At 44.1% G+C, this 24,606-nt stretch carries 19 protein-coding genes; 13 read left to right on the forward strand and 6 right to left on the reverse strand.

Annotated features, from left to right (window positions below; all coding sequences use genetic code 11):
* Nucleotides 1-150 precede the first annotated feature (150 nt).
* From ACVBIO_RS15900 to glnE, 5 genes are all read right to left on the reverse strand, one after another.
* Nucleotides 151-807, reverse strand: coding sequence for a 4-fold beta flower protein (locus ACVBIO_RS15900; protein ID WP_447172969.1), 657 nt, complete (start codon nucleotides 805-807; stop codon nucleotides 151-153).
* Nucleotides 804-1,190 carry a hypothetical protein gene (locus ACVBIO_RS15905; protein ID WP_447172970.1) on the reverse strand — a complete coding sequence of 129 codons (387 nt, stop codon included), beginning with the start codon at nucleotides 1,188-1,190 and terminating at the stop codon, nucleotides 804-806. The genes ACVBIO_RS15900 and ACVBIO_RS15905 overlap by 4 nt, the downstream gene beginning before the upstream one ends.
* Before the next feature lie 628 nt (nucleotides 1,191-1,818).
* On the reverse strand, nucleotides 1,819-2,259 hold the full coding sequence (locus tag ACVBIO_RS15910; RefSeq protein ID WP_447172971.1) for a hypothetical protein: 441 nt from the start codon (nucleotides 2,257-2,259) through the stop codon (nucleotides 1,819-1,821).
* A gap of 197 nt (nucleotides 2,260-2,456) precedes the next feature.
* Nucleotides 2,457-3,140 carry a DUF4347 domain-containing protein gene (locus ACVBIO_RS15915; RefSeq protein WP_447172972.1) on the reverse strand — a complete coding sequence of 228 codons (684 nt, stop codon included), beginning with the start codon at nucleotides 3,138-3,140 and terminating at the stop codon, nucleotides 2,457-2,459.
* A 385-nt stretch (nucleotides 3,141-3,525) separates the two neighbouring features.
* Nucleotides 3,526-6,381 carry a bifunctional [glutamate--ammonia ligase]-adenylyl-L-tyrosine phosphorylase/[glutamate--ammonia-ligase] adenylyltransferase gene (gene glnE, locus ACVBIO_RS15920; protein ID WP_447172973.1) on the reverse strand — a complete coding sequence of 952 codons (2,856 nt, stop codon included), beginning with the start codon at nucleotides 6,379-6,381 and terminating at the stop codon, nucleotides 3,526-3,528.
* Between the two features lie 366 nt (nucleotides 6,382-6,747).
* Between glnE and ACVBIO_RS15925 the strand changes: the two genes are divergently transcribed.
* The 8 genes from ACVBIO_RS15925 (at nucleotide 6,748) to ACVBIO_RS15960 (ending at nucleotide 13,688) form a co-directional block, all read left to right on the forward strand.
* Nucleotides 6,748-7,707 carry a hypothetical protein gene (locus ACVBIO_RS15925; RefSeq protein WP_447159395.1) on the forward strand — a complete coding sequence of 320 codons (960 nt, stop codon included), beginning with the start codon at nucleotides 6,748-6,750 and terminating at the stop codon, nucleotides 7,705-7,707.
* A gap of 13 nt (nucleotides 7,708-7,720) precedes the next feature.
* A complete protein-coding gene (locus tag ACVBIO_RS15930; protein WP_447159394.1) occupies nucleotides 7,721-8,620 on the forward strand; it encodes a DUF350 domain-containing protein in 900 nt (299 codons plus the stop codon).
* Nucleotides 8,621-8,748: 128 nt separating this feature from the next.
* Nucleotides 8,749-10,476: a polyamine aminopropyltransferase gene (locus tag ACVBIO_RS15935; RefSeq protein ID WP_447172974.1), complete on the forward strand. Its 1,728-nt coding sequence runs from the start codon at nucleotides 8,749-8,751 to the stop codon at nucleotides 10,474-10,476.
* Nucleotides 10,477-10,567: 91 nt separating this feature from the next.
* Nucleotides 10,568-10,981, forward strand: coding sequence for a YjfI family protein (locus ACVBIO_RS15940; protein WP_447159392.1), 414 nt, complete (start codon nucleotides 10,568-10,570; stop codon nucleotides 10,979-10,981).
* Between the two features lie 12 nt (nucleotides 10,982-10,993).
* Entirely contained in the window at nucleotides 10,994-11,683 is a 690-nt protein-coding gene (locus ACVBIO_RS15945) for a PspA/IM30 family protein (RefSeq protein WP_447172975.1), read from the forward strand.
* 11 nt (nucleotides 11,684-11,694) lie between these two features.
* Complete coding sequence (locus ACVBIO_RS15950) at nucleotides 11,695-12,345, forward strand: hypothetical protein (RefSeq protein ID WP_447172976.1); 651 nt, start codon at nucleotides 11,695-11,697, stop codon at nucleotides 12,343-12,345.
* A gap of 127 nt (nucleotides 12,346-12,472) precedes the next feature.
* The gene (locus ACVBIO_RS15955) at nucleotides 12,473-12,802 is read left to right on the forward strand and encodes a hypothetical protein (protein ID WP_447159389.1); all 330 of its coding nucleotides are present in this window, start codon (nucleotides 12,473-12,475) and stop codon (nucleotides 12,800-12,802) included.
* Between the two features lie 58 nt (nucleotides 12,803-12,860).
* Nucleotides 12,861-13,688, forward strand: a complete 828-nt coding sequence (locus ACVBIO_RS15960; protein ID WP_447172977.1) for a potassium channel family protein — start codon at nucleotides 12,861-12,863, stop codon at nucleotides 13,686-13,688.
* Between the two features lie 207 nt (nucleotides 13,689-13,895).
* On the opposite strand, the gene ACVBIO_RS15965 is transcribed toward ACVBIO_RS15960, so the two are convergent.
* Nucleotides 13,896-15,383 carry a CYTH domain-containing protein gene (locus ACVBIO_RS15965; protein ID WP_447172978.1) on the reverse strand — a complete coding sequence of 496 codons (1,488 nt, stop codon included), beginning with the start codon at nucleotides 15,381-15,383 and terminating at the stop codon, nucleotides 13,896-13,898.
* A 232-nt stretch (nucleotides 15,384-15,615) separates the two neighbouring features.
* On the opposite strand from ACVBIO_RS15965, the gene ACVBIO_RS15970 reads away from it, so the two are divergent.
* The 5 genes from ACVBIO_RS15970 (at nucleotide 15,616) to ACVBIO_RS15990 (ending at nucleotide 24,351) form a co-directional block, all read left to right on the forward strand.
* Nucleotides 15,616-16,296: a TIGR00153 family protein gene (locus ACVBIO_RS15970; protein ID WP_447159386.1), complete on the forward strand. Its 681-nt coding sequence runs from the start codon at nucleotides 15,616-15,618 to the stop codon at nucleotides 16,294-16,296.
* 24 nt (nucleotides 16,297-16,320) lie between these two features.
* Complete coding sequence (locus tag ACVBIO_RS15975) at nucleotides 16,321-17,589, forward strand: inorganic phosphate transporter (RefSeq protein ID WP_447159385.1); 1,269 nt, start codon at nucleotides 16,321-16,323, stop codon at nucleotides 17,587-17,589.
* 162 nt (nucleotides 17,590-17,751) lie between these two features.
* Complete coding sequence (locus tag ACVBIO_RS15980; protein ID WP_447159384.1) at nucleotides 17,752-18,327, forward strand: TIGR04211 family SH3 domain-containing protein; 576 nt, start codon at nucleotides 17,752-17,754, stop codon at nucleotides 18,325-18,327.
* 577 nt (nucleotides 18,328-18,904) lie between these two features.
* Nucleotides 18,905-22,099: a bifunctional proline dehydrogenase/L-glutamate gamma-semialdehyde dehydrogenase PutA gene (putA, locus tag ACVBIO_RS15985; RefSeq protein WP_447163014.1), complete on the forward strand. Its 3,195-nt coding sequence runs from the start codon at nucleotides 18,905-18,907 to the stop codon at nucleotides 22,097-22,099.
* Between the two features lie 371 nt (nucleotides 22,100-22,470).
* The gene (locus tag ACVBIO_RS15990; RefSeq protein ID WP_447172979.1) at nucleotides 22,471-24,351 is read left to right on the forward strand and encodes a methyl-accepting chemotaxis protein; all 1,881 of its coding nucleotides are present in this window, start codon (nucleotides 22,471-22,473) and stop codon (nucleotides 24,349-24,351) included.
* Nucleotides 24,352-24,606 lie beyond the last annotated feature (255 nt).

Below are 24,606 nucleotides of genomic sequence, written 5' to 3' on the forward strand. Positions count from 1 at the left end.
ATTAAGACACTGCAAGGCTTAGTTCGGGATCCACAAGCATGCTATTAAATTCGTGGGGATCCCTCAGACTCTGACCCCACATTTCCAGATTTGACTAAACGCATAACAAAAATGCCACGCGTTGCGAATCACTCTTAAACAGTTTGTTAACTAGCGCCCTTGCATTAACCAAGCTTCCAAGTTTGAGTTTGAGTTAACATAACCTTTAAACGGTTTATATGGTGCATATTGAGCATAAGCTTTAAAAGGTTTAAATTGTTTAAAGCCTTTAAAAGGTTCAAATGATGTAAAACCACAATAGCTACTTTTAGTAAAACCCACACGACAACCACTATGATCCCATAAGATATTGCTTTCAAACCAACCTAAATGTTTGCCATTAAAACCATAAACATTGTTATTACCATCGATATACGCAACTGGTAAACCATTAAACAAATAGATCACTTGCTCAGAGCCGTCTGATATATAAGCGACAGGTATTCCTTGCGCATTAAATAAACTAATATCATCTGTTTTAACACGCTTATCCAACGTAGAGTTAGACCGTTTCACTTCACTGATATCAAGAAAGAAAAGATCATCACTATCTGGTGATGAGAATGAACAGAATATTCTTACATTTTCTCCAAGCATGGTGAAAATATCACCAGATTGAGAAACAATGTTAGTAACAAAAGGGGCATTAATAATTTCATCTCGACTTCCAGCGGACGCAAAGTTAAAGAGGTTAAATACTTCTTGGCGTAAGTGCTCAGGTATATTCTGCATTTGAGAATTAAATTGGTGAGTAATTAATACGTTCATTTTTGCTCTTCCCCAAATAATTTCTTAAATGCATCCGTTTCAGCAACTAACTGATCAATTTTCCCTTCATTAATTAATTTTTTTGAACGTTTAGCAACGTTTTCAGCAACTCGATTTCGAATACACGCCTCATACTGTTTAGGTGTAAACCCTTTTAATAATTCATTGTCACGTTTAGTCAACTCGACCTGATAAGCACAAGCGACAATGACGCAAAAAAGCACAACATAAAATGATACTTTCTTAGGCATAGCAGACCAATCAATATCTTGACCGGCTGCTACTTCTACAATTAGGGCGCTACTTGCGACCCCAACAACCGTGGCACATAGTAACGGGATTAAAGCCCGCAGCCAAGGATTACTATAAATGCTATCTGGCATAAATCGACCGATTAAACCTAATAAAAACAAGGATATTATACCATAACTTCTAAAGTTTAAATCACTTAGCTAGCTAACATTTATATAGTGCGGATGCCACGTATTTGGCAAAAAACGCGCAGAAATGAGCAAAGTGAATATTGGTATTGATGTAGAATCGAAAGTAATTGGTGATTATAACTTATCGATTAGTAAAAGTAGGCCTAAAGGCTCTTCATTGCTCTATCCAGCTTATTCACTGTAACTATTAAAGGGCAAAAGTTAGTTACAAGACTCACAAAAAACACCAATCCCCCATCGGAGTTGCCGAGGTCATTGAAGAACAATCGCGTGAGCGAGTCATGGATGACGAGGTAGCTTTAGTAGAGCCATGGAAGGCGATTCTGAAGCGATAGCTATTTTCGAAAATGAGTGAGGATCAACAACTTCGTCGGGGCGTCATGGTGGATGCAAGGAGGATAAGGACGAGCAGTCCTCCTTGCCCGTGTGTGAGCTGGAAGCTCACGACGTTAGTCAGGCGCAGCCTGATGCATTACCAATGTGGGGCGAAGCGCCACGACTTTAGCTGTTAGACGCAGTCTAACTTAAGCTCAAGCGCAGCTTGGTAAAAACCAGTTTTAGACAACGTCTAAATAAACATCGCTATCATGCCACCCACAGTAGCAGCCGCCTTAACATATTGGCCTGCAGAATATGATGGGTCACCGTTCTCATCAATCTCTTCTGGGTGATCGAGACCTAACGCGCCAAATACAAACGACTCAAAATCTCCATCTTCATCAGCTTCGGCTTTTACAGCCTTAGCATCAGCGGCAGAACTATTCGCTTTGGCAACGCCTTGCTCTGTGATGAGCTTATCTTGTGCCGCCGTTGATAATACCACTGTGGTGCTGGCGCCTGTATTTGGGAGCGGCTTAGCTAAGGCGCTAGCAGAAGCTGCATTGGCAGCGATATCTGGCACGTGACTGGCTGTGGCTTGCTGAGTAGCCGAATCAGCTGCAACGTTGGAGGTGATTTTAGCCCCTACATTGATACTTGTACTATTGACTACACCACTGATAGAACTCATCAAACCATCCTCTAATTAGTCCCTTATACTACATAGGGACATACTTGAGCTGATAGTAAGCAGTATTTCTATATCCGCAAAGCAGTATCTGCTCAAAATATGATACAAAACGTATCGAGACTAACTGCTTCATTAAACACTACATTAGGGCATAGGTTTTATTGAGAAACCCCGATGTCAATTCCGACTGTTAAGCACTAAAAGTCAAACTCGGCTCGTTGTACCCAAAGGGGCTCATAATGCTGGCCTTGCATATAAATTACGTCCACATTCAGCTGAGTCAGATTTTCAAACAAACCAATAAACTCGCCGCCACCATGGCTAACCGTCAAGTTAGTGGTGTACAAAGATAGCTGACTATCGTTAGCAAACTGCTTGGCAAAAGTGGCTAATGTTTGTTGATATTCGAGTAAATAGTGTTGATCAATCCAGCGACCTCCCAAATAAATTGCTGAGCTTGAGGCTTTAGCAATAATAGTGACATTCGAATAAAGAGGCTCTGCACTTAGCGCCTGATTAATCTGCTCAAATGGCTCGTTATCATCTTCCAATATCAGCAGGTGTAAATCACCTCTAAACCCCGACAGTAACGACTCTACTTGCTCTACTGAGCGGTCTAAGATGACTAAGTTGGCGCTTTCTACTGAATTGGCTAACTCGCTGCTGATTATAGTGACTTTGGTTGACTGTGCCTCGGCCACGGCATCATTCACAAATAGTAGTAAACAGAGTAATAGCAGCCAACAGAGCGGCAACTCACGTATAAAAGCCATTGCCGATTTAGCCAGTGTCATTTTAAGCGAGATATCCTTAAAAACATCCATGTCAGTAAGGCTGTCATTAAAGGTGGTGTAGCGGCTTATCTGCTTAAGTGGATTCATAGCGATCACCGTGCTGCAAGACTGAATACACCGATGTTGCATAGAACAAACCAAGTTAAAGCATACAAGAAATAAAGTTAACTTATGACTTCAATTCAGTGGCTTGCAAATACCTAAAAACAGAGATCACTTTTTAACTCGATACAAGTCTTAATCTGCAATGCAATTTACCATGAATTTTGTGTGGCTTTAGTATTGTTTTGTGGATGCTTTGGAGGTGATTTGGGGTTGTTTTTGGGCTGTAACAGTCTTGATGTCAACATAAATAATCCTCCACGCGGATGCGGTAGAGGACTTTGTTTTACTCTAGCGATTGGACGAATGCTGAGCCTAAGCTTTAACTTAAGCTTTAACCTAGATCGTTAACTTTGCTGTTTAACTTAAGTTATTCGCCTAAGATCTGTCGATAGATCTCAACCACCCGATCTGTTTGGGATTTTATCGCTTCAATAGGTAACACACTTTTTTTCTGCTGCAGCGTCAATCTATGGCTTTCATCACGCAGATGGCAGTAGGCTTGAGTTAATGCCTGCGCACTCTCGAATGGTATCAACTCAAGCTCAGCAAGCTCGGCAAAAATTCGCACATTATCAGACCAAAATGACAACGCCTTATGCTTATGACTGTGTGCCAGTACTAAGTATTGAGCAATAAACTCAATGTCGGCAATTCCTCCACTACTTTGCTTAAGATCGAACATGCCCGCTTCAACGTTTAAAAGATGATCGCGCATCTTAAGCCGCATTTCTCTCACATCTTTGGCTAAGATTGATATATCACGCTGATTTTCTAGTACTTCTTCTCTGAGTTCATTAAAGCGCATAGAAAGTGCATTATCGCCAAATATAAAACGGGCTCTCACTAAGGCTTGATGCTCCCATGTCCAAGCCTCCTTGCGCTGGTAATCACCAAAGTGTTCTATCTCACTCACCAATAGCCCTGATGCGCCTGATGGCCTTAAGCGCATATCCACTTCATATAGCTCACCTGAGTTAGTGCGCGTTGAGAAAAAGTGCAACACACGCTGGGCAAGCTTTAGATAAAAGTGACCGATATCTATGGCTCTATCGCCATTGGTCTGACCGGCTTGGCTGCCATTATGTAAAAACACTAAGTCAAGATCTGAGCCGTAACCTAGCTCAATACCGCCCGCTTTTCCGTAACCCACAACCGCAAAGCCCATCTCATTATCTTTTAGGTTTTCAGGTACACCATGGCGGGCACTCACCTGTGTCCATGCATGATGCACTACCTGCTCGATAATCGCTTCGGCCAAGAAAGTTAAGTGATTGCTCACCTCCATCACTGGCAGCACACCTGTCACGTCGGCGGCGGCAATCTTTAACTGCTGTGACAATTTAAATTGTCGCAGTGCTTCCATCTGCTGCTCTAAATCATCTTCTGGCACTCGCAGTAGATACTGACGCAGTTCGCTGCCGTAGTCGTCTAACGATGTGGTGTCATACAACTGGGCTGGATCGATCAGCTCATCGAGCAGCATGGGGAATTTTGCCAGTTGCTGAGCAATCCATGGGCTGGCAAGACAGAGGCTAACGAGCTGTTGTCTTGCCCCTGGGTTTTCACACAAGAGCTCAAGATAGGTGGTTCGGGTTAAAATTTGATCCAGTACCTTTGACACTGGATCAAATGCCTTAGATGGATGGGGAAGATTGGTAAACTCGCACAACAACTTGGGCATTAGCTTATCTAAAGTCTCCCGCCCTCGCGGTCCGATAGTACGGCGCACCACTGTTTCGTGCCAACTGTTAAGCATCGGCCACAGTTTTTCATCATCGATCCCCTGCTCTTCTAGAATAGAGAGCGCATGCTCATCTTCATAGGCGTTCCATAGCTGCTGGGTCCAGGTCTCGTTTTGATCTTCATGCAGATTACCGCCAACAGTTTCCAGAAAATGGCTGTGGATCTGTCTCATTGCCGTTTCAATCTGCTCTCGCAGATCCATTTCAGTATCGGCATTGAGGGCATAACATAAACGCTGCCAATCTAGCACTTCGCTTGGTAATGTCTGAGTTTGCTCGTCGTTTATCGCCTGTAATAAGTTTTCAACCCGGCGCAGTAACACATAGCTATTTTTAAGCTCATCGACAGCCAGGTATTCCAACTGTCCTAACTGGTATAAGGTTTCTATGGCCGCAAACAGGCTCTGCTGCCTCAATGCGGGCTCTCGCCCACCACGAATAAGCTGAAAACTTTGCACCACGAATTCGACTTCTCGAATCCCGCCAGCACCGAGCTTAATATTGTCGGTGAGCTTACGGCGGCGTACTTCTTGAGTGATTAACCCTTTCATTTTGCGCAGTGATTCTATCGCTGAAAAATCTAAATAACGGCGATAAACAAACGGCCTAAGCAGATCATGTAGCTCATCAGAATCGGCTGTCCACGGCCCGAGTACGCGCGCCTTTACCATGGCATAGCGCTCCCAGTCACGCCCCTGCTCTTGATAGTAATCTTCTAGCCCGCTAAAGCTAACCACTAAGGGGCCGCTTTCGCCATAGGGGCGCAGACGCATATCGACCCGATACACAAAGCCGTCAACCGTCACTTGATGAAGCAGATTAACCAGTCGCTGACCCATGCGAATAAAGAACTGTTGGTTTTCAAGCGCACGCCTACCACCTAAGGTTTCACCATGCTCAGGGAAAGTGAAAATAAGGTCGATATCTGAAGAGAAGTTAAGCTCACGACCGCCGAGCTTACCCATGCCTAAGATGAGTAGTTTTTGCGGCTTACCTTGGCTATCACTTGGGGTGCCTAGTTGCGCGCACATCTCGCGATATAACCAGTCGCGCCCGGTAATCACTAACGCCTCGGCTAGCGCTGACAGATCGAGCAAGGACTCTTGTAATTCACTGTAGCCAAGAAAATCACGCCAGGCGATACACACCATCTGTCGGTTACGATATTGACGGAAAATACGTTTTGCCTGCTCTTCATCGGTCACAGGTTCAAGCAAGCTTGTCAGTTCGCTATCGAAGGTTTGACGCTCAATATTATGCAGTTCGCGCTCAAATAATGCGGGGATCCAGTGCGAGTGACGACACAGCTGGCTTGCAATAAAATCACTTAACCCAAAAACCAGTTTGAGTTCCTGTTGCTGCTCATCTGTCAACGCCGCTAGCACATCTGCTGCGCTATCGGTGAGTCTTTGCCAATATCGCTCTGCGGTCTCAGCCATTTGAGTGCTGACAAGCTTATTACCCTGTGTAGCCGTGCGCATAATAATCCCTAACAATTTTGTACATCGACATATTATGTCATTAATGATATAGATAGAGCGTGAACAAATGTGAGCAGCTTTGGTCGAGGATGTTGGTCAGTTGAGTAAATTTAATTACTCAAGGCCATGAAAACAGGATCATTGCTATTTTTATGCTCTAATAGGCAATACTATACTCAAGCAGTGATAATTACAGTAAGAGCAAAATTATTTCTCTTGCGAATTCAATGTTTCAGCAACTGAAAAATCTTGTATGCTGGATAAATATAAATCGCTATAAAGTATCATTAAGCATTATGGCAATATGTCTTTGTTACATTCGGCATTTGGCCACTAAAAAGTAACATAATCGAATTTGGAGAAACTATGGCAGGAATGCTAAAGCGCGTTCTCACCGTCATACTGGTTTTCACCCTCGCAGGATGTGGTGATGATAGGCCAGAGCAAATTGCAAAGTATCAGCAGCTGACTCAGCAACGCCTCGATACCCTAAGCACTATGTTGAGCGACGGTCAGGTACGTAATGCTAATTTGCTAAAACAATACACTCAAGTATTGGAAAGGCAAAAACCAGACCTAAGCCCACTGCTCACAGAGCTTGCCACCGATGCCACTAACCGCGGCCCGATGTTTACCTCACTGACGCGGCGTTTGACTGAAGCGCAAAACCCGGCCAATTTTGTCGATCTCGATCAGCAACTGGCTGAAGTCGAAAACCTGTATCAAGCCGCAGATCCTAGCCTCTATAACGATATGCTGTCAGATCCACTTAACGTGGTTGCTGATATGTCGGGCGGCGCGCTCGCTCGAGTGAACTCCATCAGCCGTGAAGCCGCAGCACTTGCTAATGGCGCCGAAGACTTTGGTGCCGGTAGCCAGCTAGTGGGTAACCCCTCTTACGGTAACTGGCAAACAGGCTCTAATGGCATGTCATTTTGGGCTTGGTACGGCATGTACTCGATGTTCTCCAACTTAACTCGCGGCCCAATTGGTTACGATCGTTGGTCAAGTCGACGTAACTATAGCTATTACAATGATGTGGGACGCTACCGTTATACCTCACCGAAACAGGCTAGAGCCCAAACTCAAACCTATGAGCGAACAAAAAAGCAATTTAACTCTCAAGGTAAAAAGTTTGATAGCCCGTATGCTAAGTCACGCACAGGCTCAAGTAGTCTTTCGAGACAAAGTAGCAGCACCCCAAAAGCCAGTTCAACAGGACGCACTGCGAGCAGCAAGAGCAAGTTCCGCTCTAACTACTCTAAGGACAGCAGCTTCCGTAATTCCAGCAGTCGTACTACTCGCGGTGTTCGCCGAGGCAAATAATTAAGGAACTTTTATGACATTTTTAGAAAACTATGGCCTCACACTCGATCTACTGATTATTTTGGCCATCGATATCGCCATTGCAGTCTTGCTATTAACATTGATGCGCTATCTGCAAGGCTGGACAATTAAAGTAAATAGTCGCCACGAACTGGCAGAAAACGATAACTTTGCCTTTGGTATTAGTACTGCGGGTGCAGTGATGGCACTGGGTATTGTGCTCACAGGTGCGATAACCGGTGAAGCCGCCGAGTCCTATTTGGTTGAAGCCATTGGCATGAGTGCTTATGGTTTGTTTGGCTTAGTACTGATTAAACTCGGTCGTTTTTTGCATGACAAGATTGCACTTAATGATATTGATAAGAACGCTTTAATCCTCAAGGGTAATGTCTCTGTCGCGATTGTTGATGCAACCGCTGCGATTGCCACTGCGATTATTATTCGCTCGGTATTAATGTGGGCTGAAGACCTTACCATTTACACCTTTATCGCCATCTTTAGTGCCTTTGCGATTTCACAGCTGATGTTAGTGCTGCTCACTCGTGGCCGCGAGAACCGCTACGCTAAGCGTAATCAAGGCGCATCGATGCAAGCGGCCATTGCTCAGGGACATGTAGCGCTGGCGATTCGTCATAGCGGCTATATGCTTGCCATGGCATTTAGTTTTAATGCTGCCAGCCATTTCATTATTTTTGACCCGCATGCCTATGTCGCTAACCTCATCGGCTGGCTTGTCTTCTCAGTGGTGATGCTAGTGACGCTATCACTGCTAATCACCCTGATTAAAAAGTTAGTGCTGGCCAAAATCAACCTCTGCGATGAAGTTGAAAAACAACATAATATTGGCCTTGCTTTCGTTGAGATGGCTATTAGCGTTTCTATCGCGATAATCCTCGCCGCCTTAATGGCTTAAGTAAGATTAAGGGAGCGGTCGATACGCTCCCTTTTCTATTTACTGCCATTAACATATATCCGAGTGTGGCTATCTCGAATAAAAAACTCTCCAAAAATAATCTCCACTAAATAAGCAACTGACACTCAATGCAAACCGACTCAAGCAGCACGACGACTCCAACCAAAAATGACACCATAGAATCGGGCAAACTCGGCTGGTTCGACGATATCTTATTGCTCGGCATTATGGCCGTGCTCGCAGGCTGCGGCCTGATTTATGAATACCTGTTATCACATTATGCTGGCCGTATTCTAGGGGCGCTCGAAGCCGCTATTTACACCATGATCGGTCTAATGATCGTCTCTATGGGAGTCGGCGCTTTTGCTGCCCGTAAAATTCGCTGCGCCTTTACCGGTTTTGCCGTATTAGAACTGTGTGTAGCCCTATGTGGCTCACTGGCAATTTTAATCACCGCTGCCGTTATCGGCTTTGGCCAGCAATTACCCTTAATCATTGCTGATACCTTAGGTCTACCGGCCGATCAGCTACCCAACGGTGGCTTTATTGGCACTTTGCAAAAGCTCAGTGAATACTTGCCTTACGTATGGGGCGTGTTACTCGGCCTGATGATTGGTATGGAGATCCCACTGATCGCGCGAGTACGCCAAGCCCTGTCTGAAGCGCACCTGATGCATAACGCGGGTACCATTTATGGCGCAGACTATGTTGGCGCCGGTATTGGTGCAGCTATCTGGGTTGGCTTTATGCTGGCGATCGATATCCAACTTGCCGCCGCCTTAACTGCAAGCTTTAATCTGCTAGCAGGTTTTATCTTTATCTGGCGCTTCTGGCACCAAATACGTCATGTAAAACTGCTATTAGTGGGTCACTTTATTGCGACTGGTATTTTGGTATTACTTGCACTGCACGGCCCTCAATGGGAGCAGAACTTTAATAACTTGCTGTATAAAGACAAGGTTGTTTATGCCAAGGCAACGCGCTTTCAACAACTGACCTTTACTGAGCGTTTAAGAGGCAATGGACTGGGGCCTGTGCATTCGCTTTATATCAATGGTCGATTACAGTTCTCCAGCAGTGATGAGCATATCTATCACTCATTTTTAGTGCATCCAACCATGGCGGCTAGCGCTCGTCATGACAAGGTGTTGATCATAGGCGGTGGGGATGGCCTTGGTTTAACTCAAGTGCTGCAGTGGCAACCTCAGCAAGTGACACTGATGGATCTTGATAAGGAACTGGTTGAACTATTTAAAAATCCTGCCAGTGATATGCCTGAGCATTTGAGCCGTGCATTATTAGCACTCAACCAAGATGCACTTAACGACCCACGCTTAAGAATTATGTATGACGATGCGTTTAATGGGGTCGATAAATTGCTGGCGAAAGAAGAAAAGTTCGATGTCATTATCGTTGATCTGCCCGACCCTAGCCATCCAGATCTCAATAAGCTTTATTCCGATGCTTTCTATCTTAAACTCAAGGAACTAATGAGTAATGACGCTGCCTTAACCATACAGTCAACGTCACCTTATCATGCGCCCAATGCCTTTATTTCTGTGGCTAACACCTTGGAATTGGCGGGCTTTAATGTCGATCAGTATCATCATAACGTGCCAAGTTTCGGCGAATGGGGCTGGAGCATTGCCACTTTAGGTGGCAAAAGCGCTCGAAGTAGGCTAGAAAATGTGCAACAACTGCCTGTAGATGATCCTTGGTTTACCTCAGGATTGATGCATGCAGCTTTTGAGTTCCCTGGGAATTTTTACCAGAACAAGGCTCAAATTAAACCCAATGTTTTAGGTTCAAGCCAGCTGTATCAATACCATCAGCAGGCTTGGTTAGAAAATCAGTAGAGTTTATTTTTGAATCGTAAAGATAGCACTTGACATATTATGTCGCGGTGTTATCTTTAATCACAGACATAATATGTCAATAAGGACAAATATGAATATCCACACAATTGCCAACCACCTAAATGAACTTGGCGACAATAGCCAAACTGGCTTTCAATTTGATTGTTATCCAATAGATGGTGACGTGGAAGTCTTACAAGTTAACGTTGTTGGCCGTGAAGAGATCCCGGTATTTGTATCGGTCACGGACAACCAAATCCTTTGCATCAGTTATTTATGGGGCGAGGATGAAGTGAATCAAGAGCGTCGTAGTGAAATGTTTGAGACCATGTTAGAGCTCAACATTCCAATGCCACTGTCATCGTTTGCAAAAATCGACGACAAATATGTGGTTTACGGCGCACTATCAGTACATTCAAGTATGCAAGAGATTGAGCAGGAACTGTCTGTTCTATCTGACAATTGTCTTGAAGTTATCGACGAACTCGTCGACTACCTTAAATAAAGGAGCCACATTATGGGCATTCTAAACAAAATTCTTACAGCTTTCCGTGGCGGTGCAACGGAAGTTGGTCAAGGCATCGTTGATGCAAACTCAACACGTATTTTTGAACAAGAAATCCGTGATGCTGAAAAACACCTAACTAAAGCTAAGCGCGACTTAACTGAAGTGATGGCAAAAGAGATGCAAGCAAGCCGTGAAGTTGATCGTCTTAAGCGCTCTATTGCAGAACATGAAGGTTACGTGACTCAAGCACTTGAGAAGGGTAATGAGCCATTAGCACTTGAAGTGGCTGAGAAAATTGCCGAGTTAGACCAAGAGCTTAACGATCAACAGTCGGCAAACGATAGCTTTAGCGCCCATGCAACTCGCTTAAAAGAGCTAGTCCGTAAAACTGAGCGCCAAGTGACAGATTACCAGCGCCAGTTAACGATGGTTAAAACCACTGAAAGCGTACAAAAAGCAACTGCGACGATTACCGACTCATTTGCAGGTAGCAACTCTAAGCTACTCAACGCTAAAGATTCATTAGAGCGCATCAAGGCGCGTCAGCAGTCATTTGACGACCGTCTAAAAGCTTCTGAAACCTTAGCAGAAGAGAACAGCGACAAAGCACTGCATGACAAACTTGCTGAAGCCGGTATTGGCGAGCAAAAGTCTAACGCAAATGCTGTACTTGATCGCATTAAAGCGCGTAAAGGCTAAAGGAGACTGACGTGGGATTTCTAAGCAGCCTATTTGGCAAAAAAGAGGAACCTAAACGTCAACTTGACCATCCATCAAAACTCAACAAGGGAGATATGATCTCCCTTGATGACAGTTTTGCCTTGCCACCACAACTGCGTGGTCAGCAACTGCGAGTTGAAGCGATCAATACTTATGAGTATCAGCGCAAGCAACAAACAGAATGGGTGTTAAAAGGCCACAGTGGCGATGCTATTTTTCTGAGTCTTGATGAAGATGACGAAACTTACTTAGCCCTCTCGATTAAGGTCAATCGAGGCCTAGTTGAACAGCTTTTCGATCTTGATCAATTTAGCGAAATTTTCGAAGAGGCAGGTAAAGCGGAGCTAGATACGCAAACACTGTCATCAGACTTGAATGATTATGAACAGTGGTTATCACCTCATTATCATCAGGTTACTTCAGGGAGTTTTGGCTACTTTCACCGCCAAGATTACCGTGGTCTAAGGCCACCACAAGACGCAGATGGTTCGACTGGTGACCCATTTGAGTCTTATCAGTTGCTAGACGATGACGAAGATAAGGCTGTTGATGTTGAGGTGTATGAGGGTGGCGAAACAGACGTTATGTTAACCCTATACCGCCCACTGACTGATATTCGAGAATATTGGCCAGGCGCATAAATGAATGGTTCTAGACGAAAATCTAGAACCATTTTTTTCAGCTCCGATGAGTGGTAGCATATACTTCTTGGTATTAAGCATACTCCGCACGTTCTTTTACGGATGAAAATATTTAGGTACCGCACGCATGACCAAACAAAAAAATCCCTTACCCGCGCAGTGGCAACAAAACCAGAAAGCAGCCAAAGCGACGCAAATTGCCTTCGATATGGATGAAAAGTTCCAGTATGCTATTCGCAAGGCAGCGCTCGATGCAGGGGTAAGCCCATCTGATCAGATCAGAGAAATATTGGGCTTAAGTGTGACTAAACGCCCTAAGCGCCCTCGCCTTACCGTATCGCTTAGCTTGAGTGATTATGAGATTTTAGCTGGAAAATATAACCTCTTGGCAGAGCAACAACTTGAAATCAAAAAGCATGTATTAGATGATTTAATCCAATTTAGCGCTGATAAATAGGCGCAAACCAAGGTGCCTCATAGGCACTCGCCGGCACCTCAATAGATGGACCTAAGCGATGGCAAATAAAAAGCGCTGGCTAATGCAGCCCGATACGCCTCCCACCCCAATCCAACTGGCAATGATGCTGCTATCACTGCTGTCGGTTATTGTAGTGCTCGTGCTCACCTTTGGCCGATTGGATGGCGAAACAAGACGCTTATTGTTTCTGATAGATACCAGTATCTGTCTCATCTTCATGTCTAATTTCTTTTTTGAACTGTTCAGGGCTGATGGCAAGGTCGACTATCTAAAACATCATTGGATTGATTTTGTGGCCAGTATTCCGGCCATTGAAGCCCTTAGAATGGCGCGCCTATTCCAAATATTACGAGTCGTGCGCCTTATCCGTATGACGCGCTCACTTCTTGTTCCTATGCTTAAACAGCGCCGACAAGCGACCGTTGCCAGCCTATTGGTCGCACTTGTAACCATTTTAACCTTCTCATCTGTACTGATGCTAATTGTTGAAAGCGGTGTTGAAGGGGCCAATATCGACACAGCAGAGAGCGCGTTATGGTGGGCACTGGTGACCATCTCTACAGTGGGCTATGGCGACTACTACCCAGTGACGACTGCAGGCCACATTATTGGCGGAGTCGTGATAGTCTGTGGCGTGAGCTTTTTTGGTGTCATTTCAGGTTATATGGCGTCTGTTTTTGTTTCTCCTGATGAAACGGAAAAACTCGATAGCCACGCCGAAGAGCTCCGCTCTGAACTCAATACCAGCTTGATTAGGATGGAGAAAAATCAACAGATGTTGCTCGAGGAAATTTCTGAGCTTAAACAAGCGCTAAAACAAGAGTCTAAGCAAGTCAGTCATAACAAGCCTGAGCAATTTAAGTAGGCAATCTGAGTAGGCTATTTTTATAAAACCACAATAAAAAAGAAGAAAAAAGCCCGCATCAAGTAGCAATGCCGTTAAGTTAAGCCAACATCTGATTTATAAACAAAAACAAAGAACCCAGCATTAGCTGGGCTCTTTGTTTTAAAAGCGATAAACCACGAAGTGTTCATTTCTTTAAACTGAATGGTACTTTTAAATTGATTACGATTAACGCCAATACGGTTGATTTTTCATCGCGCTGCGACGAGAGAACTCCATCGCTTGCACTAAACTTTGCTCTTTATTTTCTAGCCAGTCGGTAATATCTAGATAAGCAATTTCGCTAATGAGCTTTAACTGACGATAAGCCGCTAAGGTACGGATCCCTAAAGCTAAGTCTTGCCAAGGTGCTCTAAATTGATCACGTGATTTAACAGGGTAAAGATCGCCATAGGCCACGCCAACAAAAATGCTGTCATCGAGTGCCTTCGCAACCGACTGGTAATCCGAGCTGCTCAGGTCGCTATCTAATGGCATCACATCTAAAATTCGCTGCCAGGACTTTTCCTGCATCTGGTTAGCAAAGTGCTTAAGCTCCAATTGCTTATTGATGCTAACTTGGTCGTCACTTATCTGAGTTAACAGGTCGACTAAATGCACCTGCAATCGACCGTAGCAAATGTCAGCCAGTAATTGCTCCACTTGGCCAATAATATCCAGATGCTGCAATTTAACTAAGGCGACATCGACTAAAGCTTGTTGTTGCGGTAATTTGGCGATCAGTGCGGCGTCATCATCAATGATGCCATATAAACTTAACGCTTCTTCAATGAAGTTGAGTCGACGCTCAACACAATGAAAATCCGCTTGAAAAGTGTCTTCGAGCAGTTCGAACTGCTTTAGGGTGTTTTTAAGTAATCGAATACAAGCTCGTAAACGATAACTCAGAATGGGCAATGCCTCTAGGGATTGTTGGTGATCGAGCAGCATAGACTCAATGGTTTGCCAGCGTTCTAACCCCAGGGTGAGTAGGTTAACCACAACTTGCTTTAGGCTCTGCTGAGGTTCGATTTTTATAAACTCAAGTGCAGCAATTGTTTCAGGCGCTGACTGCCCAGCTAAACGATAGCCTCGCTGCGCTTTACTCGCTTGACCTAAACGCACAGGAATTTCTCGACTCACGATGCCAGCGAGAGTTAATAATGCACTGGTATCGCCCGCCAATAGCTCAAACTCTAGCTCACAAATCGGCTCAACGGCTTGTTCAACACAGATTTCACCAATATCTAAAGCCACTTCAACTAAACTGTCATCAATAAAAATATGCCAACGCTGACGCTCAAAATCAGTATTGAACAAACAGTAGAGTGCAGACTGTGTTTGGTCAATATTCACACCCTCAGGCCAAATTTTACTCGGGAACAAATTTAATTGCGGAAATTTTTGATCTATATCAACATTATACTCAGGCCGAGAATGGATCCCGCCTACAACCTGACCTTTTGTTTTAATTGTTTGCTCTAAATGTTGATTAATGCCCCGGATCCGCAGACCCATGTCCCATTTTCTTAAGGTAAGCGCATTTGTATCAAAGTAAGCATTCGTTAGCTTTTCAATACCTTTAGCTTCGCAATTTGGTAAGCTATCTAGTAGTTTTATAAGGCTTTTCTTTTGCTTTTCATTAAAGAAAAGCTTGAGTTCAATCTCAGCTTCCATCGATGTACCATTCACCTTGTCATCAAAATTTAATCAATCTGCCATTAAAGTTACACATTGTAATATTTCTGCAATAATATCGTCGTAGGATCCGCTTTGCAGTTAGGATATAACTAGCTAGAATAAAAAACTGTCTATTTAAATAGAAAAACACAGTTTTATTACGCGGCCGCTTGAGTTAACATGCGCCCGCTTTTTCCAATAGTGGAATAACCAAAATAGGTACACGGCAATGCCAGTAAACTCTATTTTAGGCGTGTTTGCAAAATCGCCAATTAAGCCTCTTCAAGAGCATATCGACAAAGTATACGATTGTGCGTTAATACTTGTCCCATTTTTTGAAGCAACTGTCGCAGGAGACTGGGACAAAGCAGTTCTATTGCGTAAGCAAATTAGCTCTGCAGAGCAAGAAGCTGACTCACTAAAACGTGAGATCCGTTTAACTCTGCCTGGCGGTCTGTTTATGCCTGTAGAACGCACTGACTTACTGGAGCTACTTACCCAGCAAGATAAAATTGCTAACAAAGCAAAAGACATTTCCGGCCGCGTCATTGGCCGACAACTAGAGCTACCTCAAGTAATTCAAGAGCCATTTATTGCTTATTTACAGCGCTGTATTGATGCAGTGTCACTGTCAAAAGAAGCAATTAACGAACTCGATGATCTGTTAGAAACAGGTTTTAGAGGGCGTGAAGTGGATCTTGTCGCTAAAATGATCGCAGAGCTAGATTCTATCGAAGAAGATACAGATGATTTACAGATTAAGATCCGTAGACAACTATACTCCATCGAATCTGAATTAAATCCTGTCGATGTAATGTTCCTCTACAAGATAATTGAGTGGGTTGGTGACTTGGCAGATCTTGCTGAACGAGTCGGTTCTCGCTTAGAGCTAATGTTAGCTCGCGTCTAATCAAAAGATTATCAAGGTAACAACATGGTTGATGTATTAGTAACCAACGGCCCAGTGCTTATTGGCATTGCGGCGCTATTTGGTTTTTTAATGGCATGGGGTATTGGCGCAAATGACGTAGCCAATGCAATGGGAACCTCTGTTGGTTCAAATGCGATTACAATTAAGCAAGCGATCATTATTGCTATGATCTTTGAGTTTGCTGGTGCGTATCTAGCTGGTGGTGAAGTAACCAGTACGATCCGTAAAGGCATTATTGACTCTGCTTATTTTATCAATTCACCTGAACTACTCGTTTACGGCATGATTTCAGCGCTTCTTGCTGCTGGTATCTGGCTAATTGCAGCTTCTGCATTAGGCTGGCCTGTTTCGACCACTCACTCTATTGTTGGCGCCATTGTTGGTTTCGCTGCGGTAGGTGTTGGTGCTGACGCTGTAGCATGGGGTAAAGTGGGCGGTATCGTTGGTTCTTGGGTTGTCACCCCGGCAATATCGGGCTTTATCGCCTTTATGATATTCCAGAGTGTACAAAAGCTGATTTTCAACACCGATAATCCACTAGAAAACGCTAAACGTTACGTGCCTTTCTACATGGCACTAGCGGGCTTTATGATGTCACTCGTGACAATCACTAAAGGTCTTAAGCATGTTGGTATAAACTTCAGCACTGTTGAGGCGTATGGCTTAGCAACATTGATTGCAATTACAGTTGGTTTTGGTGGCATGATTGCGATTAAGCGTCTTAAAATGGACACTAAAGCAGATCGTCAAACACAGTTTGGTAACGTAGAGAAAGTATTCGCTATCTTAATGGTTGTCACGGCATGTTGTATGGCATTTGCTCACGGTTCTAACGACGTAGCTAACGCGATTGGTCCATTGGCAGCTGTTGTTTCAGTTGTTGAAAGTGGCGGACAAATCAACAGCACTGCACCACTTGTTTGGTGGATTCTACCTTTAGGTGCTGTGGGTATCGTTCTAGGTCTTGCCATCTTTGGTAAGCGTGTAATGCAAACCATTGGTAAAAACATTACTCACCTAACACCAAGCCGTGGTTTTGCCGCTGAGCTTGCTGCAGCCTCAACAGTTGTTATTGCATCAGGCACAGGTCTACCAATCTCAACCACACAAACTTTAGTTGGTGCGGTTTTGGGTGTCGGTATGGCTCGTGGTATCGCCGCAATCAATATGGGCGTAGTGCGTAACATTGTTGTATCTTGGGTTGTCACCCTTCCTGCGGGTGCTGGTCTTTCAATTATATTCTTCTATATCATTAAGAGTATTTTCGAATAACCTTGAGCAACATTCGTTTTACAAAAACGACGTAATCTAAAGGGGAGTTTGATAATTTTTGTATCAAACTTCCCTTTTGCGTTTTATCACTCTTTTGCCACTTGCATTACCCCCTTTAAATCCCTAGCATGTGGGCTAAATTTCGTAGATGAGAATAGATTGGTGTTAAGAATTCTAATTATTGCGGGAATGATGCTACTTTCCCCTTCTTTGCTTGCAGCAAACCAAACGCGCTACATCTCAGATGATGTTTATATCTACCTTCATGGTGGGCCTGGAACACAATTCCGTATTTTAGGCAGCATCGAAGCAGGCCAACCAGTCACTTCGCTTAATGAGACTCAAGGTGATTACAGCAAGATTATTGACGGTAAAGACCGTGAAGGCTGGGTGCAAACAAAAATGCTCAGCGCAAAGACAAGCCTGCGTGTAAAGCTACCTGCGATTCAGGCAGAGCTTAAGCAGACTAAAGCCGATCTCGAAGCAGCATTAAGCAGCAGCGATAACAATGCCCAAGAGCTTAACCAGGTGAAATCTCAACTTGCTGCCGCTCAAAAAGCCTTAGATAGCGCTAGCAACGAACGCGATAGCGCTAAAGCTAAGTTAGCCAGTATCCAAAAGAACGAACGTTTTGAAATGTGGAAGCAAGGTGGCTTTATTGCCATCGGAGGCCTAATTTTAGGTATTGTTCTGGTTTATCTACCTAAGCCACAACGTAAACCGAAAAATCGCTGGTAATAAATCAGCTAAACCGCATATAAAGCCAGCGTTAACCATACGCTGGCTTTTTTATTACCTCCTTCCCGTAATCGCCAGCCAAATATGCCGGAAAGCTGCCAGTAATCATTCAGTAAAACCGCATGTAAAACAGCGTTAACCATACGCAGGCTTCTTTATTATCTCTTCCGTCTCATCACTAACAAAATATGCCTGAAAGTCGCTGGTAATCATTCAGTGAAACCGCATGCAAAACAACGTTAACCATACGCTGGCTTATTTATTATCTCTTCTCCGTAATCGCCAGCCAAATATGCCGGAAAGCTGCCAGTAATAATTCAGTAAAACCGCATATAAAGCCAGTTTGATTAAAACACTGCTTTTTTTATCGCCTCTCCACAGCCCTTATGATATAAGGGCTAGCGCACCTTAACGCCAACCACAATCAAACGCGGATCACAATAAATATTACAATATTGTCATAGGTCACACTTTGTGGTTATAATCGGCGCGCGGAGGCCTTCGATTGTATACAAAAGAATAACAACAGAGGTTTTGTCGCAACACCTTATCCAAGCAATCAGCCCCAGTGGCCTAGATGGAAGCGATTAATATGTTCAAAGCGAGTGAAGTACTAGCTGGTCATTACGATTCAGCCGACCTCAACGAACTGTTCCAAGCGATCAGCGATAACTATATTGTCGATGAAGAGCAATATTTATCTGATTTGATAAAGCTAGTTCCTTCGAGTGATGAAGAGATCAATCGTGTGACGAGCCGTGCACACGAGCTAGTTAGCAAAGTCCGTCAATATGACAAAAAAGGCCTTATGGTCGGTATTGATGCTTTCCTTCAGCAATATAGCTTAGAGACACAAGAAGGCATTATTTTAATGTGTCTTGCTGAAGCCCTGCTTCGTATTCCAGACTCAGATACTGCCGATGCCTTAATCGAAGACAAACTGTCTGGGGCCAAGTGGGATAAACATTTAAGTAAGAGCGATTCAATCTTAGTTAACGCGTCAACTTGGGGGTTAATGCTCACAGGTAAGATCGTTAAGCTTGACCACAATATTGACGGCAAGCCAAGCAGCCTACTAAACCGCTTGGTCAATAAGGTCGGTGAGCCTGTTATAAGACAATCTATGCTTGCAGCCATGAAGATCATGGGTAAGCAATTTGTATTAGGCCGCACCGTTAAAGAAGCACTGAAAAACAGTGTCGATAAGCGCAAACTTGGCTACACCCACAGTTACGACATGTTAGGTGAAGCGGCGTTAACTAAAAAAGATGCACAAAAGTACTTCGACGACTATTCGAGTGCGATTGCCACCTTAGGCGCGCAAGAATACGATACCAGCTATGCCCCTCGCCCAACTATCTCGATTAAGCTTTCAGCCCTGCATCCACGCTATGAAGTCGCCAATGAAGATAGAACGCTAACAGAGCTATATGAAACGCTTATCTTGCTTATCAAGCAAGCGCGTAGCCTTAATGTCGGTATCTCTATCGATGCAGAAGAGATGGACAGGCTAGAGCTGTCATTAAAGTTATTCCAACGCCTATATAACTCAGATGCAGCTAAAGGCTGGGGTCTATTAGGTATCGTCGTTCAAGCATACTCTAAGCGGGCACTACCTGTACTGTGCTGGTTAACGCGTTTATCCAAAGATCAAGGCGATGAAATCCCTCTGCGCTTAGTTAAAGGCGCATACTGGGACAGCGAGCTAAAATGGTCACAAGAAAATGGCGAAGCCGGTTACCCACTTTATACCCGCAAAGCAGGTACCGACGTCTCTTACCTAGCGTGTGCTAGATACTTGTTATCAGATGCGACTCGCGGTGCTATCTACCCACAATTCGCCAGCCATAACGCACAAACCGTTGCGAGCATTACCGATATGGCCGGCGATCGTGACTATGAATTCCAGCGCCTACACGGCATGGGAGAAGAGCTTTACGATACGCTTTTAGCAGAAAGTGGTGTTAAGACCGTACGTATCTATGCCCCCGTGGGCGCGCACAAAGACCTTCTGCCTTACCTAGTACGTCGTCTACTTGAAAACGGTGCTAACACTTCGTTCGTGCACAAGCTAGTTGACCCCAAAACCCCGATTGAGTCATTAGTGGTACACCCACTCACCACACTCAAAGGCTATAAAACCCTGGCTAACAATAGAATCGTCTTACCTGAAGATATCTTTGGTAAAGAACGTAAAAATTCCAAAGGGCTGAATATGAACATTATTTCTGAATCTGCACCATTTTTTGCCGCGATAGACAAGTACAAAGACACCACCTGGTCAGCAGGTCCTTTAGTTAACGGTGAGACCTTGTCTGGCGATACTAAAGAAGTGGTCAGCCCATTCGATACTAATTTAGTTGTCGGTAAGATTGCCTTTGCTAACAATCAAGCGATTGAGCAGGCACTATCAAGCGCTGAAGCTGCCTTCCCAAGTTGGTGTAACACCCCTGTCGAGGTTCGAGCCAATGCATTGCAAAAACTTGCCGACCTACTGGAAGAAAATCGTGAAGAGCTAATTGTCCTTTGCACTCGCGAAGCAGGTAAAAGCATTCAAGATGGTATAGATGAAGTTCGTGAAGCTGTGGACTTCTGCCGCTATTACGCAGTGCAAGCCAAAAAAATGATGGCTAAGCCTGAGTTGCTTCCTGGCCCTACAGGTGAGCTCAACGAGCTATATCTGGAAGGTCGCGGCATCTTTGTTTGTATTAGCCCGTGGAACTTCCCACTTGCCATCTTCTTAGGCCAAGTCACAGCGGCTCTCGCTGCAGGTAATACCGTTATTGCTAAACCTGCCGAGCAAACATCTATCGTCGGTTACAGAGCGACTCAGCTCGCCCACGAAGCGGGTATTCCTAAAGACGTACTGCAGTTCCTTCCGGGTACGGGCGCAACCGTTGGCGCTGCAATTACTTCCGATGAACGTATTGGTGGTGTGTGCTTTACAGGATCAACAGGCACAGCCAAGTTAATCAACCGTACATTAGCCATGCGTGAAGGGCCGATTATTCCATTGATTGCCGAAACGGGTGGCCAAAATGCCATGGTGGTTGATTCAACCTCACAACCTGAGCAGGTCGTTAATGATGTAGTGTCATCATCATTTACTAGCGCAGGTCAACGCTGCTCAGCATTGCGCGTATTGTTCCTGCAAGAAGATATTGCCGATCGCGTACTCGATGTCATGCAAGGCGCAATGGAAGAGTTGACGATTGGTAACCCTAATTCAATTAAAACCGATGTAGGTCCTGTTATTGATGCGACTGCGGCGGCAAACTTAAACGCGCATATCGATCATATCAAGCAAGTTGGTAAGCTCATTAAGCAGGTTGAGTTACCTAAAGGCACTGAAAATGGTTACTTTGTCGCACCGACAGCGGTTGAGATTGATTCAATCAAGGTGTTAGATAAAGAGCATTTTGGCCCTATTTTGCACGTTATTCGTTATAAGTCATCAGAGCTTGAAAGAGTCATTGCCGAGATTAATTCGACTAACTTTGGCCTGACCTTAGGTATCCATAGCCGTAACGAAGGTCATGCACTAAAACTTGCAGACAAAGTCAGAGCGGGTAACGTTTACATCAACCGCAACCAAATTGGTGCAGTGGTGGGCGTACAGCCGTTTGGTGGTCAAGGCCTATCAGGCACAGGACCAAAAGCGGGCGGTCCACACTACCTAACACGCTTTATTACTGAAAAAACCCACACCAATAACATTACCGCAATTGGTGGTAATGCGACTTTATTGTCATTGGGTGATAGTGACGAGTAGTCGCTAAACATTCAGCTGACGATCTTTTAGTTAACTATCTTTCAGTTGAACATATAGACAAGATATTTGTCTGCATAAGAGCCGATTGCCCCCAATCGGCTCTTATATTTCAAGCGTAAATCTCATTATATCTATCAATCAATTCTAGTAAAAAATTTGCATGTTCAGCTAAATATACAGCTGTACTTTCATCACTCTTTAATTAATTGTATATTATTTTAGATAACGCTCTCAAATATTGTAAAATTGATGTACTTAAATAAAATGCTTGCTCTATAATCCTGCTGTTTTCAAGCTGTCTTTTACTCCACCTTTTTAAATTTACTGGTCTAATCAGCTAGTTCTCCCTAATTTTACTAGTGATAAATAAAATGAATCTAACGATAAAACATAAAATTCAACTCGCAGTTTTACTCACTATTGTCGCAATAAGTGCCACTCTTGCTAGCATTTCTACACGCCAACTTAGCGATGATACCGAGGCCGCCATTGCAGCGCGATTCAAACTACAAGCTGAAGCTGTGAGTAATAATATTTTTAGCTGGTTAGACGATAAAAAGCAGGTTGTAAAAGCCAATGAGTCACGCATTCAGCAAGGCTTAGATAGCGACCGAGAATTATTGTTTACCATTAATGGTGGTGGCTTTATCGATGTCTATGCCGGTTTTGATACTGGCGATATCATCTCAGGGGATAAGTCTCAGCCATGGCCAGAAGATTACGATCCTCGCACACGCCCTTGGTATAAGCAGGCTTATACCAGTAGCGAAATGATCACCACGCCGCCCTATATCGATATCACAGGTCAAGCAGTTGTGACCTTGGCACAACGCTTTAATGGCGCAATGAACGGTGTACTTGCCGCTGACTTGAGTATTGGCTTCATTACTGAGCAAATTAACAACCTTAGTATCGACAACGCTGGTTTTGCTTTCTTGTTAGATGAAAATAACAAGATCCTCGCATACCGCGATAGTAGCTACGCCCAACAAGATGCCAGCCGTCTGGCTCAAACGTTAACCCCATCCAATATTGAATCAATCCGCAATGGCTCCGCTATCACCACTATCGAGTGGCAAGATGGTAAAGAGAAGCTAATTCGCTTAACGCATCTGAAGGGTACTAACTGGACCTTAGGTTTAGTTGAAGATAAAACACTTGCCTATCAAATGATTGAACAACAAGTTATCAACTTACTTATGGTAGTTGCTGTGCTTGCATTTATTATCTTAATTATTGCGTCTTTCATTGTTAACCACATGTTTAAGCCGCTGCAGCAATTAACCGATGCGATTGAAACGTTATCAAAAGGTGATGGCGATCTAACCCAACGTTTTGCCGCAAGCAAACAAGATGAAATAGGCCTACTTGAAGCCCATATGAACCGCTTCCTTGAGAGTTTGCAACAGATGGTGAAGGCCATTTCTAGCGATACCGAGCAGTTAATCAAGCAGATTAACGAATCATCAAATATCGCTGCCAAGGCGAGCGAAGGGGTAAATGGCCAGCATCAAGATGTCGATCAAATTGCAGCGGCGATTCATGAAATGTCAGCAACAGCAAACGAAGTCGCTAACCATGCCGAGATGACAGCCAATGCGGCGCAAGTATCGACTCAAGCCTGCATCGAAGGCAATGAGGTTATCGTTAAAAACAGTGACTCAATTGAACTGCTATCTGAGCAGCTTAATGACGCTTCTAAAGTCGTTTCAACACTTGAAGAAAACGCTACAGAGATCAACCAGATCCTATCAACCATTCAGGCCATTGCTGAACAAACGAATCTACTTGCCCTAAACGCGGCAATTGAAGCCGCTCGAGCTGGTGAGCAAGGCCGAGGCTTTGCCGTGGTCGCTGATGAAGTGCGAGTACTGAGTCACCGCACTCAAGATTCAACCGAAGAAATTAGAGCTATGATCGCCACTTTGCAGCAAAACAGCCAACACGCAGTATCATCTATGACGTCTAGCACCAATATTGCTCAGTCTAGTGTCGAATTTGCTAACCAAGCCAAACACAGCTTAGAGCGTATTACAGACTCAATTACAGAAATCAATGATATGGCGACTCAAATTGCCAGCGCCGCCGAAGAGCAACGCGCAGTATCAGAAGACATCAGTCGTAATACTCAAGCAATTAGTGACACCTCAAATGAGTTGTCATGTCAAACCCAAGAGGTCAGCGACAACGCTCAGATGATGCTACAAACCTCTAGTGAGCTAAGCGATCGAGTTTCACGCTTTAAGATTTAATCATCACAACGATAAAGCCCTGTCACATTCAGGGCTTTATCGTCTCGACTCATAGATACAATAATCCCACCAGCCCAGTGACTCCTGAGTGACTCATCAACCATAAAAACGGCTTAACACATCCTTGCACCTGCTATAAGTGTCAACTATAAGTGTCTGTTTTAAGTACCAGCTTTACTGCCTGCATTAATGCCAACTATTGGTGTTAGACATTACTGAAATCATTGGTGTTAGTTATTGATAATTTGAGACAAA

The organism is Shewanella sp. 0m-8, from assembly GCF_052977265.1.